The organism is Gemmatimonadaceae bacterium (assembly GCA_035533755.1).
Taxonomy (GTDB): domain Bacteria; phylum Gemmatimonadota; class Gemmatimonadetes; order Gemmatimonadales; family Gemmatimonadaceae; genus JAGWRI01.
The window spans coordinates 21,008-34,132 of the sequence record DATLTC010000022.1; the positions used below are offsets into that span (position 1 = coordinate 21,008).

Sequence of the window (13,125 nt, forward strand, 5' to 3'; positions counted from 1 at the left end):
AACGAGGAGCGCGGAGCGGAGAAACGGCGCCTCAGTTCCCCGCGCCCGTCTCCAACTTGGGGAGCGCCCGCTCCCTCGCCTCCCGAACCACCGTGGAAATGAAGTCTTCCACCCCCATCAGTTCCTGCTTCTTGCCCTCTCCCCGCGCCCGCACCGCGACCGTATCGGCCTCGGCCTCGCGCTTTCCCACCACCGCCATGTACGGCACCTTCATGACCTCGCCGTCGCGGATGCGGTAGTTCAACGTCTCCTTGCGGTCATCCAGATGGGCCCGGATGCCGGCGTCGCGCATCCGGCGGGTGATCTGCCCCGCCACGTCGGCCACCTCGTCGGTGATGGGCAGCACTCGCACCTGCTCGGGGGCCAGCCACACCGGGAAGGCGCCGGCGAAGTGCTCGATGAGGATGGCGATGAAGCGCTCGAAGCTGCCGCTCACCGCGCGATGGATCACCACCGGCCGGTGCATGGCGTTGTCCTCGCCCACATACTCGAGGTCGAACCGTTCGGGCGCGTTGTAGTCCAGCTGGATGGTGCCCAGCTGCCAGAGGCGGCCCAGCGAATCGGTGACGTCGAAGTCGATCTTGGGGCCGTAGAACGCGCCGTCGCCGGGCTTCAACTCGTACGGCATGCCGGTGGCTTCGAGCGCCGAGCGGAGCGCGCCCTCGGCGCGATCCCAGAGCGCGTCGTCGCCGATGCGCGTTTCGGGGCGGGTGGCGAACCGCACCGTGGCCGTGAGGCCGAACGTCTTGTAGTAGTCCAGAATCAGGCCCGCGAGAAAGCGCACCTCGTCGGCGATCTGGTCTTCGGTGAGGAAGATGTGGCAGTCGTCCTGCTGGAACTGGCGCACGCGCGTGAGCCCCGAGAGCGCGCCCGTCACCTCGTTGCGGTGCAGCACGTCGAAGGTGGCCAGGCGGAGCGGCAGCTCGCGATAGGAGTGCTTCTTGGACAGGTACAGCAGGTAGTGCGACGGGCAGTTCATGGGCTTGAGCGACATGTCGTGCTCCTGCGTCTCGCTGTCGAGCACGAGGAACATGTTCTCGCGGTACTTGCCCCAGTGGCCCGAGATCTCCCACAGCCCCTTGTTGTACAGCAGCGGCGTGCGCACTTCCTGGAACTTCTCGCGCTGCAGTTGGCGCACGTAGTCCACCAGCGCGTTGTAGATGGTGGTGCCGCGCTCGGTCCAGAACGGGGCGCCGGGCGAGAACTGGTGGAACAGGAACAGGTCGAGCTGCTTGCCGAGCACCCGGTGGTCTCGGCGCTTGGCCTCCTCGATGCGATGGAGGTAGGCGTCGAGATCGTCCTTCTTGAACCACGCCGTGCCGTAGATCCGCTGCAGCATCTGGCGGTGCTCGTCGCCGCGCCAATAGGCGCCGGCCGTGTGCAGGAGCTTGAAGTGCTTGAGGTGCGAGGTGTCGGGCACGTGCGGGCCGCGGCACAGATCCACGAACGGGCCGTCGGTGTACGTGGAGATGACCTCGTCCTCGCCCAGCTCGGCCAGCCGCTCCAGCTTGAGCGGGTCGCCGGCGAACACCTGCTCGGCCTCACGGCGCGAGACCTCGGCGCGCACGAACGGCAGCTTCTCGCGCACCACCTTGGCCATCTCCTCCTCGAACCGGACCAGATCCTCGGGGGTGAACGGGTGGTCGACTTCGAAGTCGTAGTAGAAGCCGTCGTCGATGGAGGGGCCGAACCCGATCTTGGCCTCGGGGCGCACGCGGCGCACGGCCGTGGCCAGCAGGTGGGCCGTGGAGTGGCGCAGCACGTCGAGCGCCCGCGCATCGCGCGAGGTGAGCACGCGGAACGTGCCGCTCTCGCGCAGCGGCGTCATCAGATCCTGCACCTTGCCGTTCACTTCGACGGCGACCGCCGCCTGCAGCAGCCGTTCGCCGATCGACTTGACCACCTCACCGGGGAGCGTGCCGGGCGCGACGTCGCGTGTCGCGCCGTCGGGCAGCGTGAGCGTGAGCATGTCCGAAGGCCGATCGATCATCTGGGGCAATGAGATTAGAGAAGCGGCGTCACGAGGCGCTCGTACCGGAAGTACAGCGCCACGCCGCCGAGAATCACCAGTCCGATCACGGCCCAGAGGACGATGCGCGGAACCGGAAACACCTCGGTCTCGAGGTCTTGGTCCTTCTTATATAGCCGCGAGACGCGCATGGTCGGGACGCCAGGGGAATCGGGTGCCGGACGGTCGCTGAATGCCGTCTCGTAAGCTATCGTTCCGGGACGACCTACGCCACGGGGACGGCTCGCATGACAGCCCATTCGCACGACCGCGACGGATCCACCACCGGCTCGCAGATCGCCAGCGCTCTGGCCGGCGCGGTGGCGGGAGTGGCCGTGGGCCTGCTGCTGGCGCAGACGCTGGGCGGGGTCTCGGGCATCCGATCGCGCCTCCGCGGCCGGCGGGACGGGGCGCCGCTCGCGGACCCGGGCGATGACTGGTTCGACGAGGAGCCGGACGACGAACTCCTCGACGAGCCCGGGGACTTCGACACCGACGAGGAGTTGGGCGAACGCGTGCTCGAAGCGTTCAGCAACGACCCGACGCTCGCCGAGCGGGCCATCGACATCGACGTGGGGCCCGATGCCACCGTCGAGTTGACGGGATGGGTGGACGACGAGCGCGAGATCGACTACGCGGCCACCGTGGCGGGCGGCGTGCCAGGCGTGCGCCAGGTGGTCACGGAGCTGGCCGTTCAGGGCAAGGGCCGGCGCCGCCACTAGGCGCTGGCGACGGCCGCCGCTCTTCATGGCCCTCGCCCGCGGCGTTAGCTTTGAAGATTCCGCCGCCCACTCCCGCCACCGAGCCGATGGCCAGCCCCAGCACCGAACTCTCCGACCGCTACGATCCCGCCGCCACCGAAGCGGAGATCTATCGCCGCTGGCGTGACGCCGGCGCGTTCGGCGCCGATGCCGGCGAGTCGTCGCGGGCCGGCGGCGCGCGGGATCCGTTCACGCTCGTCATGCCGCCGCCCAACGTGACCGCGGTGCTGCACGTGGGACACGGCCTCAACAACACCGTGCAGGACGTGATCGTCCGCTGGGCGCGGATGCAGGCCCGGACCGAGGCGCTCTGGGTGCCCGGCACCGACCACGCCGGCATCGCCACGCAGAACGTGATCGAGAAGCAGCTGGCCGCCGAGGGCAAGACGCGGTTCGACGTGGGCCGCGACGCGTTCCTCACGCGCACCGAGGCGTTCGTGGCCGACACCGGCGGCACGATCCTCAAGCAGCTCGAGGCGCTGGGCTGCTCGGCGGACTGGTCGCGCACCGCGTACACGTTCAGCCCCGAGCTGTCGCGCGCCGTGCGCGAGGCGTTCGTGCGGTTGTTCGACAAGGGGCTCATCTACCGTGGGCACCGCGTGATCCACTGGTGCCCGCGCTGCCTCACCTCGCTCAGCGACGAGGAGGCGGAGTTCCAGGAGGAGACCGGCAAGCTCTACCACGTGGCCTACCCCGTGTCCGGCGATCCGTCGCGCACGGTGGTGGTGGCCACCACGCGCCCCGAGACCATGCTCGGCGACGTGGCCGTGGCCGTGAACCCGGCCGACGAGCGCTATCGCGATCTCGTGGGCCGGTCGGTGCGGCTGCCGATCGTGGATCGCGACATCCCGGTGATCGCCGACGAGTACGCCGACCCGGCGTTCGGCACGGGCGTGGTGAAGATCACGCCGGCGCACGACGCCAACGACTTCGAGGTGGGCCGGCGGCACGGGCTCGCGATGCCGGTGGTGATCGACGAGACGGCGCACATGAAGGAAGTGGCGGACGCCGCCGGCCGCGTGAGCGCGTCGCTGGCGGGGCTCGACCGGTTCGAGGCCCGCGACCGCATCGTGGCCGCGCTGCAGCAGTCGGGCGCGCTGGTGAAGACCGAGACGCACACGCACAACGTGCGCCACTGCTACCGCTGCGACACGGTGGTGGAGCCGCGGCTGTCGGACCAGTGGTTCGTGAAGATGGCGCCGCTGGCCAAGCCGGCGCTCGACGCCGTGCGCGCCGGCGCCATCCGCATCCTGCCCGAGCGGTGGGAAGCGGTGTACGTCCACTGGCTGGAGGGCATCCGCGACTGGAACATCTCGCGGCAGCTCTGGTGGGGGCACCGGGTGCCGGTGTGGTACTGCGACGCATGCCAGCCGCCCAACGTGTTCGCCAGCCGGCACGATCTCACCGCGTGCCCCAACTGCGGGGGCGCGGTGCGCCAGGACGAGGACGTGCTCGACACCTGGTTCTCGTCGTGGCTGTGGCCCATCTCCACGCTGGGCTGGCCGGACGACGCGGCGCTCGATCTCCGCGCGTTCTATCCCACCGACGTGCTGGTCACGGCCCCGGAGATCCTGTTCTTCTGGGTGGCCCGCATGATCATGGCGGGGTACGAGTTCATGGGGCGCGCCCCGTTCCACACGGTGCTGCTGCACGGCACCGTGCGCGACATGAATCACGTGAAGATGTCCAAGTCGTTGGGCAACGGCATCGATCCGCTGGACGTGATCCGGCTGTACGGGGCCGACGCCCTGCGGTGGACGCTGATCTCCGGCATGGGGCTGGGGGCCGACGTGATCCTCGATCCCGGCGATCTCGAGAAGTCGTTCGCCGCGGGGCGGAACTTCGCCACCAAGCTGTGGAACATCGGCCGGTTCCTGCTGTCCAACGTGGGCGATGCGCCCGTCCCCGCCCTCGCCACGATCGCGCCCCAGCGGCTCACGCGCGCCGACGCATGGATCCTGTCGCGGCTCGACGCGGCGATCGCCGAGTGCGGCGCGGCGCTGGGCCCGTTGCGTCCCACCACGCCGTACGCCGGCGTGGACGGCGTGGCGTGGCGCCCCGAGCAGCGGTATCAGGGGATGCGGCTCAACGAATACGCGGAGACGGCCCGGCGGTTCGTGTGGAGCGAGTTGGCCGACTGGTACGTGGAGGCCGTCAAGGGGCGCCTGTCCGCCGGAGGGACCGACGGCGAGGTGGCGCGCGCCGTGCTCGTGCACGCATTCGATCACGCGCTGCGGCTGTTGCATCCGATCGTGCCGTTCATTACTGAATCCATATGGCAGCGGCTGCCGTCCCGCCGCCCGCACGCGCTCCTCATGCAGGCGGCGTGGCCACAGGCCACGGCGCTGCCCGGGGACGGGGCGCGGGAATTCGAGTTGGTGCGCGACGCCGTGATGGCGCTGCGCCAGGTGCGCGCCGAATACGCCGTGCCGCCGGGCAAGCCGGTGGACGTGGTGGCCGTGCCGCGGGCCGGCGGCCGCGACGGCGTGGACGCGCGCGCCGTATTCGCCGCCGAAGCGCCGGTGATCGGGCGCCTGGCCCGCGCCGCGGTGACGGTGGGCGTGGCCCCCGAGGGCGCCGCGGCGCACGCCATCCTCCCCGACGGCTCGGAGTTGGTGGTGCCGCTGGCCGGCCTGATCGACGTCGAGAAGGAGTGCGCCAGACTCCGGGCGGATCTGGGCGGGCTGGAACAGCAGATCGGCGCCCTCGAGGGACGCCTGAACAACGAGAAGTTCACCGCCAAGGCGCCGGCCGCCGTGGTCCAGAGCGAGCGCGACAAACTGCGCGACTGGACCCTCCGCCGCGATCAACTCCGCGACAAGGTGCGCACGCTGTGCGGCGGCTGATCGCGCTCCTGGTGCTCGCCGGCTGCGCCTCGATGGCCGCCATCCCCGGCGGTCCCGAGGATCACACCCCGCCCGTGGTGGTGGGCATCACGCCCGACACGCAGTCGGTGAACTTCCATCGCGACGCCGTGGACTTCAAGTTCGACGACGTCGTGAACGATCAGTCGGGCCCCACGCGCGATCTCAATGGGCTGTTCCTGATCTCGCCGCGCGACGGCGCCCCCCGCATCTACTGGCACCGCGATCACATCGACGTGCGGCCCAAGGGCAAGTGGCTGCCCAACACCGCGTACACGGTCACGCTCCTGCCCGGCCTGTCCGATCTCAGCAACAACGTGATGAAGAACTCGGTCTCGGTGACGTTCAGCACCGGACCCACGATTCCGCCCTACGGCGTCCTCGGCCGCGTGTTCGATTGGGTGGCGCAGAAGGTCGCCCCGAACGCCGTCGTCGAAGCCATCCAGCGCCCCGACAGCGTGGTGTACTTCGGGCTCGCCGATTCCACGGGACAGTTCCACCTCGGCCCGTTCGGCGCCGGCACGTACACCGTGATCGCCTTCATCGATAAGAACAAGAATCTCGACCAGGACCCGGGCGAACTCTGGGACAGCGTCCAGGTGAAGATCGACAAGACGCAGCCGTATCTCGAGATGCTCGCCGCCCGGCGCGACACCCTTGGCCCGCGCATCGCCACGATCGCGGCCGACGACAGCGTCACGCTCCGCGTGACGTTCGACAAGCCGCTCAGCCCCACCGCGCCGATCGACACCAGCCGGTTCAGCGTGCGCACGGCCGACTCCGTGCACCTGTCGATGCTCTGGGCCAAGTCGCTGCAGCAGTATCAGGCCGAAGTCGCCAAGGAGCACGCCGATTCCGCCCGCGTGGCCGATTCCCTGGCCGCCATCCGCGACACGACCAAACGCGCCAAGCCCGCCCCGCTGCCCGCGCCGCCGGTGAAGACCGAGCCGGAGCCGCCCAAGCCGTCGCAGCCGGCGCCGCCTTCGGTGGTGATCATCCGGCTCGCCCTCGGCTCGCACCTCCTACCGCTCAAGCAGTACCGCGTCACGGCCACGGACCTCGTGAACCTGCTCGGCTACAAGGCCACGTCGTCCCGCGTGTTCGCCACGCCCAAGCCGCCCGAAGCGCCGGTGAATCCCGATTCCACCAAGGGCTCCGCCAGACCCGACTCCGCGGCGCTCAAGCGCCCGCCGCCCAAGCGCGCCGGAGGCGGACGCGGGGGCGGGAGCGGAGCGCCGTGACCGATCCGCGCCGTGCCATCCCCAGCGTGAGCGCCCTGCTCGAACTCGCCGAGGTGCGGGAACTCCAGCAGATCGCGCCGCGCGGATTGGTGGTGGACGCGGTGCGGCGGGTGCTCGACGACGTACGCCAGGGCGCGCCCACACCGGCGGCCGATGCCGAGTGGGCGGCCCGCATCTCGAGCGCCGTGGCGCGGGCGCAGCGCCCGTCGCTGCGCCCGGTGCTCAACGCCACGGGCGTGGTGCTGCACACCAACCTCGGTCGCGCCCCACTGGCCGAACCGGCCGTGCGCGCCATCCGGGCCGTGGCGTCGGGGTTCAGCAATCTCGAATATGACCTGGCCGCCGGCACCCGCGGTTCGCGCTACACGCACTGCGTGGGCCTGCTGCGCGAACTCACCGGCGCCGAGGACGCCGTGGTCGTGAACAACGGCGCCGCGGCGGTCATGCTCGCCCTCAACACGCTGGCCGACGGCCGCGACGTCATCGTCTCGCGCGGCGAGTTGGTGGAGATCGGCGGCAGCTTCCGCGTGCCCGAGATCATGGCCAAGAGCGGCGCCCGCCTGGTCGAGGTGGGCACCACCAACCGCACGCACCTGGCCGACTACGAGCGCGCCATCGGCCCCGACACGGGCGCGATCGTGAAGGTGCACCGCAGCAACTTCGCCATCGACGGATTCGTGGCCGACGTCGGTGTGGCCGACCTGGTGAAGCTCGCCGCGCCGCGCGGGCTCCCGGTGCTGCACGACCTGGGCAGCGGGCTGATGATCCCGCTCGACGCCATCGGGCTCACCGGCGAGCCCACGGTGGCCGACATCGTCCGCGCCGGCGCCACGCTGGTGGCGATGAGCGGCGACAAACTCCTGGGCGGCCCGCAGGCCGGCCTGCTCGTGGGATCGGCCGCCGCCATCGAACGCGTGCGCGCCAACCCGATCACCCGTGCCGTGCGCGTGGACAAGCTCACCATCGCCGCCCTCGAAGCCACGCTGGCGCTGTACCGCGAGCCGCGGCAGGCGCTGGCCGAGATCCCGACGCTGCGCATGCTGGGCACCGTGGTCGAGGAGTTGCAGGAACGCGCCCACGCCATCCGCAAGCGGCTGCGCCCGATGCCCGATGTCACCGTCGTGGCCACCGAGGCCACGGTGGGCGGCGGCGCCTTCCCCACGGCGCGCATTCGCTCCGTGGCGCTCTCCATCGGCGGCGACGCCGGGGCGCTCGACGCGCGGTTGCGCACGGGCGAGCCCGCCGTGGTCGGTCGCATCTCGGGCGGGCGCATGATCCTCGACCTCCGCGCCATCCCGCCGCGCGACGACCACGCGCTCGTCGGCGCCCTCTCGCGGGCCCTCGACGCATGAGCGGCCTACCGGCGGCGTTCCTGGATCGCGACGGCACGCTCATGCACGACTTCCACTTCACCGACCGCCCCGAAGACGTGCTGCTGCTCCCCGGCGCGGCCCGGGCCGTGCAGCGGCTCAACGACGCCGGCGTGCCGGTGATCCTGGTGACCAATCAGTCGGGGATCGCGCGCGGATTCTTCACGATGGCCGATTACGAGCGCGTGAACGCCCGCCTGCGCGAGTTGCTGGCCGAGGAGGGCGCGCACCTGGACGATGCGTATGTCTGCCCCCACCACCCCGAGTTCTCCGGCGAATGCGCCTGCCGCAAGCCCGGCACGCTGCTGTTCGAAGAGGCGGCGCTGGACCACGGGCTCGACGTCGTGCGATCGGTGTTCGTGGGCGACCGCTATCGCGACGTGCAGCCCGGCCTCACGCTGGGCGGGCTGGCGATCCTCGTTCCCAACGACGAGACGCCGGCCGACGATCTCGCCAATGCGCGCGACCACGCCGCCGTCGCCAACACGCTCGGCGACGCGGTGACGCGGTTTCTGGGGCGGGCCCCGTGACCGCGCGGCTCGCCGTGCTCGCGTCGGGCGGCGGCTCGAACCTCCAGGCGATCCTCGACCACTGCGACCGGCTGGGCGCGCGGAGCGCCGGCCAGGTGGTGCTGGTGGCCTCCGATCGCCCGTCGGCCCGCGCCCTCGAGCGCGCGCGGGCCCGCGGCATCGCCACCGGCGTGATCCGGACCAACGCGCACCCCGACGGCGCGCCGCTCGCCGCGCTGTTGCGCGAGGCGCGGGTGGACTACGTGGTCCTGGCGGGATACCTTCGGCTCGTTCCGGCGGACGTGGTGCGCGCGTACGCGGGACGCATCGTGAACGTGCATCCCGCGCTGTTGCCCGCATTCGGCGGACCGGGCATGTACGGTCACCGGGTGCACCAGGCCGTGATCGACGCCGGAGCGGCGGCCAGCGGCGCCACGGTGCACTTCGTGGACGAGGCGTTCGACCAGGGCGCGATCATCGCGCAGTGGCCGGTGCCCGTTCACCGGGACGACACCGCGGATTCATTGGCGGCGCGGGTACTCCGCGTGGAGCATGCGCTCTATCCGCGCGTGGTGCAGGCGCTCGCCGCCGGCCGCGTGCGCCAGGGCCAGCCCCCGCGCACGGGGAACGCCGAACAATTTCCACTCGCCGATCGCGACGATCGGCATCTCGCCGAGGACATCGAGCATGCGTTGGACCTCTAGACTCGCACGCACCGGCCTGTGGTTCGCATCCCTCGCGCTGGCTCCCGCCGCCGGCGCGCAATCCCCAGCGCCCGGTTCGCCGCTCATCCACGTGGTGCAGCGCTGGATCGGATTGCCCACCGCTCCGGGACGCGAGCGGTTCGCCACCGATCGCATCCAGGCCGCCGACCGCGGCTGGACGCGCGATGCCCTGGGCGACCTCGTCAAGACGCGCGGGTCGGGCGCGCCGGTGCGCGTGGTCGCGTGCGGACTCGACGCGCCCGCCTACATGATCAGCCAGATCACCGACGACGGCTACCTGCGCGTGCAGATGGACGGCAACGGCGCCCGCCGCCCCCTGTGGGACGACTTTCACCTGGGCCAGCGCATCCTCGTCGAGACGGGCAATCCCGCCACGCCCGACTCGGTGAAGTTCGTGCCCGGCGTATTCCTGGTCCGCAGCACGCATCTGTGGCGGGGACAGCCGGCCACCAACGGCGTCCCCACGGTGGACGACCTGTGGATCGACGTCGGCGCGCGCAACGCCGCCGAGGCGTCGCGCATGGGCATCCGGCTGCTCGACCCCGTGTTCCGCGATCTCCCGCCGTGGCAGGTGGCCAACTACGTCACCGGTCCCGACGCCGCGTCGCGCGCCGGGTGCGCCGCCGTCGAGGCCGCGTCGCAGGGCACGCCGGCCACGGGCACCGACATCTTCGTCATCGCGGTGCAGAGCAGCTTCAACTGGTCGGGGCTCACCGGCGTGCTGTCGCGCACGCACAACGCCGACTCGGTGATCGTCGTGACGGCGTCGCGCGTGCGGGCCGCCGACACCACCGCCGCCGTGGGCGTGGAACCGATGCGGCTGGCCTCGCTGGCCGGCATGCACGTGGGCGCCGCGTACGCGCTGGCCGTCCGGTCGCGGTATCCCAACACGCTGGTCGAGAGCGTGAGCAGCTCCGACCTGCGCGCGCTGTTCGAGCGGGTGGCATCGGCCGCGGACGTGCGGACCACCGCCAAGCCGGCGATGCCCGTGGCCACGCTTCCGATCGCGGCCGAGCGCCATGACAGCCTGTCGCGCGACGCCGACCTGCTCGCCCGCCTGACCGACCGCTACGCGGTCTCGGGGCACGAGGGCCCGGTGCGCGATCTGATCCGCGACGCGCTGCCGGCGTGGGCTAAGTCGCGCGCCGTGGTCGATTCGGCCGGGAACATGTACGTGGCCGTCGGCCCCGATCGCGACACGGTGGTCATCGTCGCGCATATGGATGAGGTGGGCTTCGACGTGGCCAAGGTGAACCCCGACGGACTGGTGGAACTGCGCATGCGCGGCGGATTCTACACGTCGCTGTGGGCCGGCCAGCCGGCGCTGCTGCACCGCGACACCGACGTGCAGGGCTCCACCGGTGTGCGCGACTGCGCGGCCACCAGCGCCACGGCGCTCAAGGGCGTGTTCGTGCCGCCCGACGACGTGCTCGCCCGCAACTCGCGCACCGTGTATGCCTGGTTCGGCCCCGATCCGGCCGCGCTCGGCGTGGCGCCGGGAATGACCGTCACCGCGTACAAGTGCGCCACGCGACTCGGCGCGCTGCGATTCACGGCCCGCGCCATCGACGATCGCGCGGGAGACACCTCGCTGCTGCTCGCCATGGACATGATCGATCCGGCCAAGCTCGACCACAAGGTGATCTTCGCCTTCTCCACGCGCGAGGAGATCGGGCTCAACGGCGCCGAAGCGTTGGCCGCCGAGTTCCGCACGTCGGTGCGGCGCGTGCTGGCCATCGATACGTTCGTGTCGTCCGACTCGCCGCTCGAGGACAAGCGATTCGCCGACACTCCGATCGGCATGGGCCCCGTGGCCCGGATGATGGACAACTCGAGCGTGACCCCGCCCGACGAGATGGCGCGGCTGTTTCGCATCGCCGCCGCGCACGGCATCCCGCTGCAGAACGGCACCACCAACGGCGGCAACGACGGCTCCGCGTTCACGCGCTACGGCGTGGTGGACGTGCCCATCGGGTGGCCGCTGCGCGATAGTCATTCGCCCGCCGAGGTGATCGACCTGCGGGACGTGCGCTCGCTGGCGCGGCTGGTGGCGGCTTTGGCGGTAGGACGGTAGGAGCGTAGGGGGGTAGGACGGATGACTGCAGAACGCCGTTTACCAACTACTCCCCTACCGTCCTACCGCCCTACTCTCACAATTACGACCCAACTTCAATTCCACACCCCATGCGCGCTCTGCTCTCCGTATCGAATAAATCCGGCCTCGTGGAATTCGCCACGGGGCTCGTCGCCCTCGGCTGGGAGCTGGTCTCCACCGGCGGCACCGCACGCACGCTGCGCGAGGCCGGCCTCGCCGTGCGCGACGTCAGCGAGGTCACCGGCTTCCCGGAGATGCTCGACGGCCGCGTGAAGACGCTGCACCCGGTGGTGCACGGCGGATTGCTGGCGCGGCGCGACCTGCCCGAGCACATGGCGGCGCTGGCCGAACATCACATCGCGCCGATCGATCTCGTGGTGGTGAACCTGTATCCGTTCCGGGAGACGGCCGCCCGGCGCGGCGTCGCGCCGGAAGAGGTGATCGAGAACATCGACATCGGCGGCCCCAGCATGCTGCGCTCGGCGGCCAAGAACTTCGCGTCGGTGTACGTGGTGGTGGACCCGGCCGACTACGGACGCGTGCTGGCGGCGATCCAATCCGGCGACGACGACCTCGATCTGCGGCGGTTGCTGGCCGGCAAGGTGTACGCGCACACGGCGTCGTACGACGCGGCGATCGCCGCCTGGTTCGCGCACGAGCGCGAGGAACTGTTCCCGGCCACGGTGACGATGAGCTTCGAACTGGCGCAGTCGCTGCGCTACGGCGAGAACCCCGGCCAGGCGGCGGCGTTCTACGTGGAACGGCCGGGCGCCGGCCTCTCGGCGCTGGTGCAGAAGGGCGGCAAGGAGCTCTCGTTCAACAACCTCATCGACCTCGAGGGCGCGCTCCTGGCCATCGAACCGTTCGCCGGCACCACGGCGTGCGCGATCATCAAGCACACCACGCCGTGCGGGCTGGCCCTTGGCGCCACCGCGCGCCAGGCGTACGAGAAGGCGCTGGCCTGCGATCCGGTGTCGGCATTCGGATCGGTGATCGCGTTCAACGTGCCGGTGGACGAAGACACGGCGAACGTCGTGGCCAGTCTGTTCGTGGAGTGCATCGTGGCGCCGTCGTTCTCCGACGCCGCGGTGGAGGTGTTGGGGCGCAAGAAGAACCTCCGCGTGCTCGAGGGCACGGCGATGTGGCCGCCGCACAGCTTCGACTACAAGCGCGTGCGCGGCGGCGTGCTGGTGCAGGAGCGCGCCCCGGGCGTGATCGACGACGCGGGGTGGACGGTGCCCACCAAGCGGCAGCCCACCGCCGACGAGCTCAAGGACCTGCTGTTCGCGTGGCGGGCCGTGGCGAGCGTGAAGAGCAACGCGATCGTGCTCACCCGCGACGGCGCGACGATCGGCATCGGCGCCGGCCAGATGTCGCGGGTGGACGCGTCGTTCATCGCGGCGCACAAGGCGCGCACCACGGGCCACGACACCAAGGGCTCGGTGATGGGGTCGGATGCGTTCTTCCCCTTCCGCGACGGCGTGGACCAGGCCGCCGAGGCGGGCGTGGCGGCCATCATCCAGCCCGGCGGCAGCGTGCGCGACGCCGAGGT

Annotated in this window: 10 protein-coding genes; 8 read left to right on the forward strand and 2 right to left on the reverse strand. The window is 70.9% G+C overall.

The features are described 5' to 3' along the window. Positions 1-31: 31 nt before the first annotated feature. Both thrS and VNE60_03845 read right to left on the reverse strand, forming a co-directional pair. The gene (gene thrS, locus VNE60_03840) at positions 32-1,990 is read right to left on the reverse strand and encodes a threonine--tRNA ligase (GenBank protein HVB30640.1); all 1,959 of its coding nucleotides are present in this window, start codon (positions 1,988-1,990) and stop codon (positions 32-34) included. 14 nt (positions 1,991-2,004) lie between these two features. Further along, positions 2,005-2,160, reverse strand: coding sequence for a hypothetical protein (locus VNE60_03845; GenBank protein HVB30641.1), 156 nt, complete (start codon positions 2,158-2,160; stop codon positions 2,005-2,007). A gap of 96 nt (positions 2,161-2,256) precedes the next feature. On the opposite strand from VNE60_03845, the gene VNE60_03850 reads away from it, so the two are divergent. The 8 genes from VNE60_03850 to purH form a co-directional block, all read left to right on the forward strand. After that, positions 2,257-2,730 carry a BON domain-containing protein gene (locus VNE60_03850; protein HVB30642.1) on the forward strand — a complete coding sequence of 158 codons (474 nt, stop codon included), beginning with the start codon at positions 2,257-2,259 and terminating at the stop codon, positions 2,728-2,730. A 50-nt stretch (positions 2,731-2,780) separates the two neighbouring features. Continuing rightward, positions 2,781-5,615, forward strand: a complete 2,835-nt coding sequence (locus tag VNE60_03855; protein ID HVB30643.1) for a valine--tRNA ligase — start codon at positions 2,781-2,783, stop codon at positions 5,613-5,615. Next, positions 5,603-6,874, forward strand: a complete 1,272-nt coding sequence (locus VNE60_03860; protein ID HVB30644.1) for an Ig-like domain-containing protein — start codon at positions 5,603-5,605, stop codon at positions 6,872-6,874. Before VNE60_03855 ends, VNE60_03860 begins: the two co-directional genes overlap by 13 nt. Then, positions 6,871-8,226 carry an L-seryl-tRNA(Sec) selenium transferase gene (gene selA, locus VNE60_03865; protein HVB30645.1) on the forward strand — a complete coding sequence of 452 codons (1,356 nt, stop codon included), beginning with the start codon at positions 6,871-6,873 and terminating at the stop codon, positions 8,224-8,226. Before VNE60_03860 ends, selA begins: the two co-directional genes overlap by 4 nt. Beyond that, on the forward strand, positions 8,223-8,774 hold the full coding sequence (locus VNE60_03870; GenBank protein HVB30646.1) for an HAD family hydrolase: 552 nt from the start codon (positions 8,223-8,225) through the stop codon (positions 8,772-8,774). Before selA ends, VNE60_03870 begins: the two co-directional genes overlap by 4 nt. Then, a complete protein-coding gene (purN, locus tag VNE60_03875) occupies positions 8,771-9,457 on the forward strand; it encodes a phosphoribosylglycinamide formyltransferase (protein ID HVB30647.1) in 687 nt (228 codons plus the stop codon). The genes VNE60_03870 and purN overlap by 4 nt, the downstream gene beginning before the upstream one ends. Beyond that, positions 9,441-11,552 (forward strand): M20/M25/M40 family metallo-hydrolase, encoded by a 2,112-nt coding sequence (locus VNE60_03880; protein ID HVB30648.1) that lies wholly within the window; start codon positions 9,441-9,443, stop codon positions 11,550-11,552. The genes purN and VNE60_03880 overlap by 17 nt, the downstream gene beginning before the upstream one ends. Before the next feature lie 110 nt (positions 11,553-11,662). Beyond that, positions 11,663-13,125, forward strand: a 1,463-nt coding sequence (gene purH, locus VNE60_03885) for a bifunctional phosphoribosylaminoimidazolecarboxamide formyltransferase/IMP cyclohydrolase (GenBank protein HVB30649.1), incomplete at its 3' end; no start/stop codon positions are given.

Coding starts and splice junctions, on each gene's coding strand:
- thrS (HVB30640.1), bottom strand. CDS start 1,990: ATGATCGATCGGCCTTCGGACATGCTCACGCTCACGCTGCCCGACGGC.
- VNE60_03845 (HVB30641.1), bottom strand. CDS start 2,160: ATGCGCGTCTCGCGGCTATATAAGAAGGACCAAGACCTCGAGACCGAG.
- VNE60_03850 (HVB30642.1), top strand. CDS start 2,257: ATGACAGCCCATTCGCACGACCGCGACGGATCCACCACCGGCTCGCAG.
- VNE60_03870 (HVB30646.1), top strand. CDS start 8,223: ATGAGCGGCCTACCGGCGGCGTTCCTGGATCGCGACGGCACGCTCATG.
- VNE60_03880 (HVB30648.1), top strand. CDS start 9,441: ATGCGTTGGACCTCTAGACTCGCACGCACCGGCCTGTGGTTCGCATCC.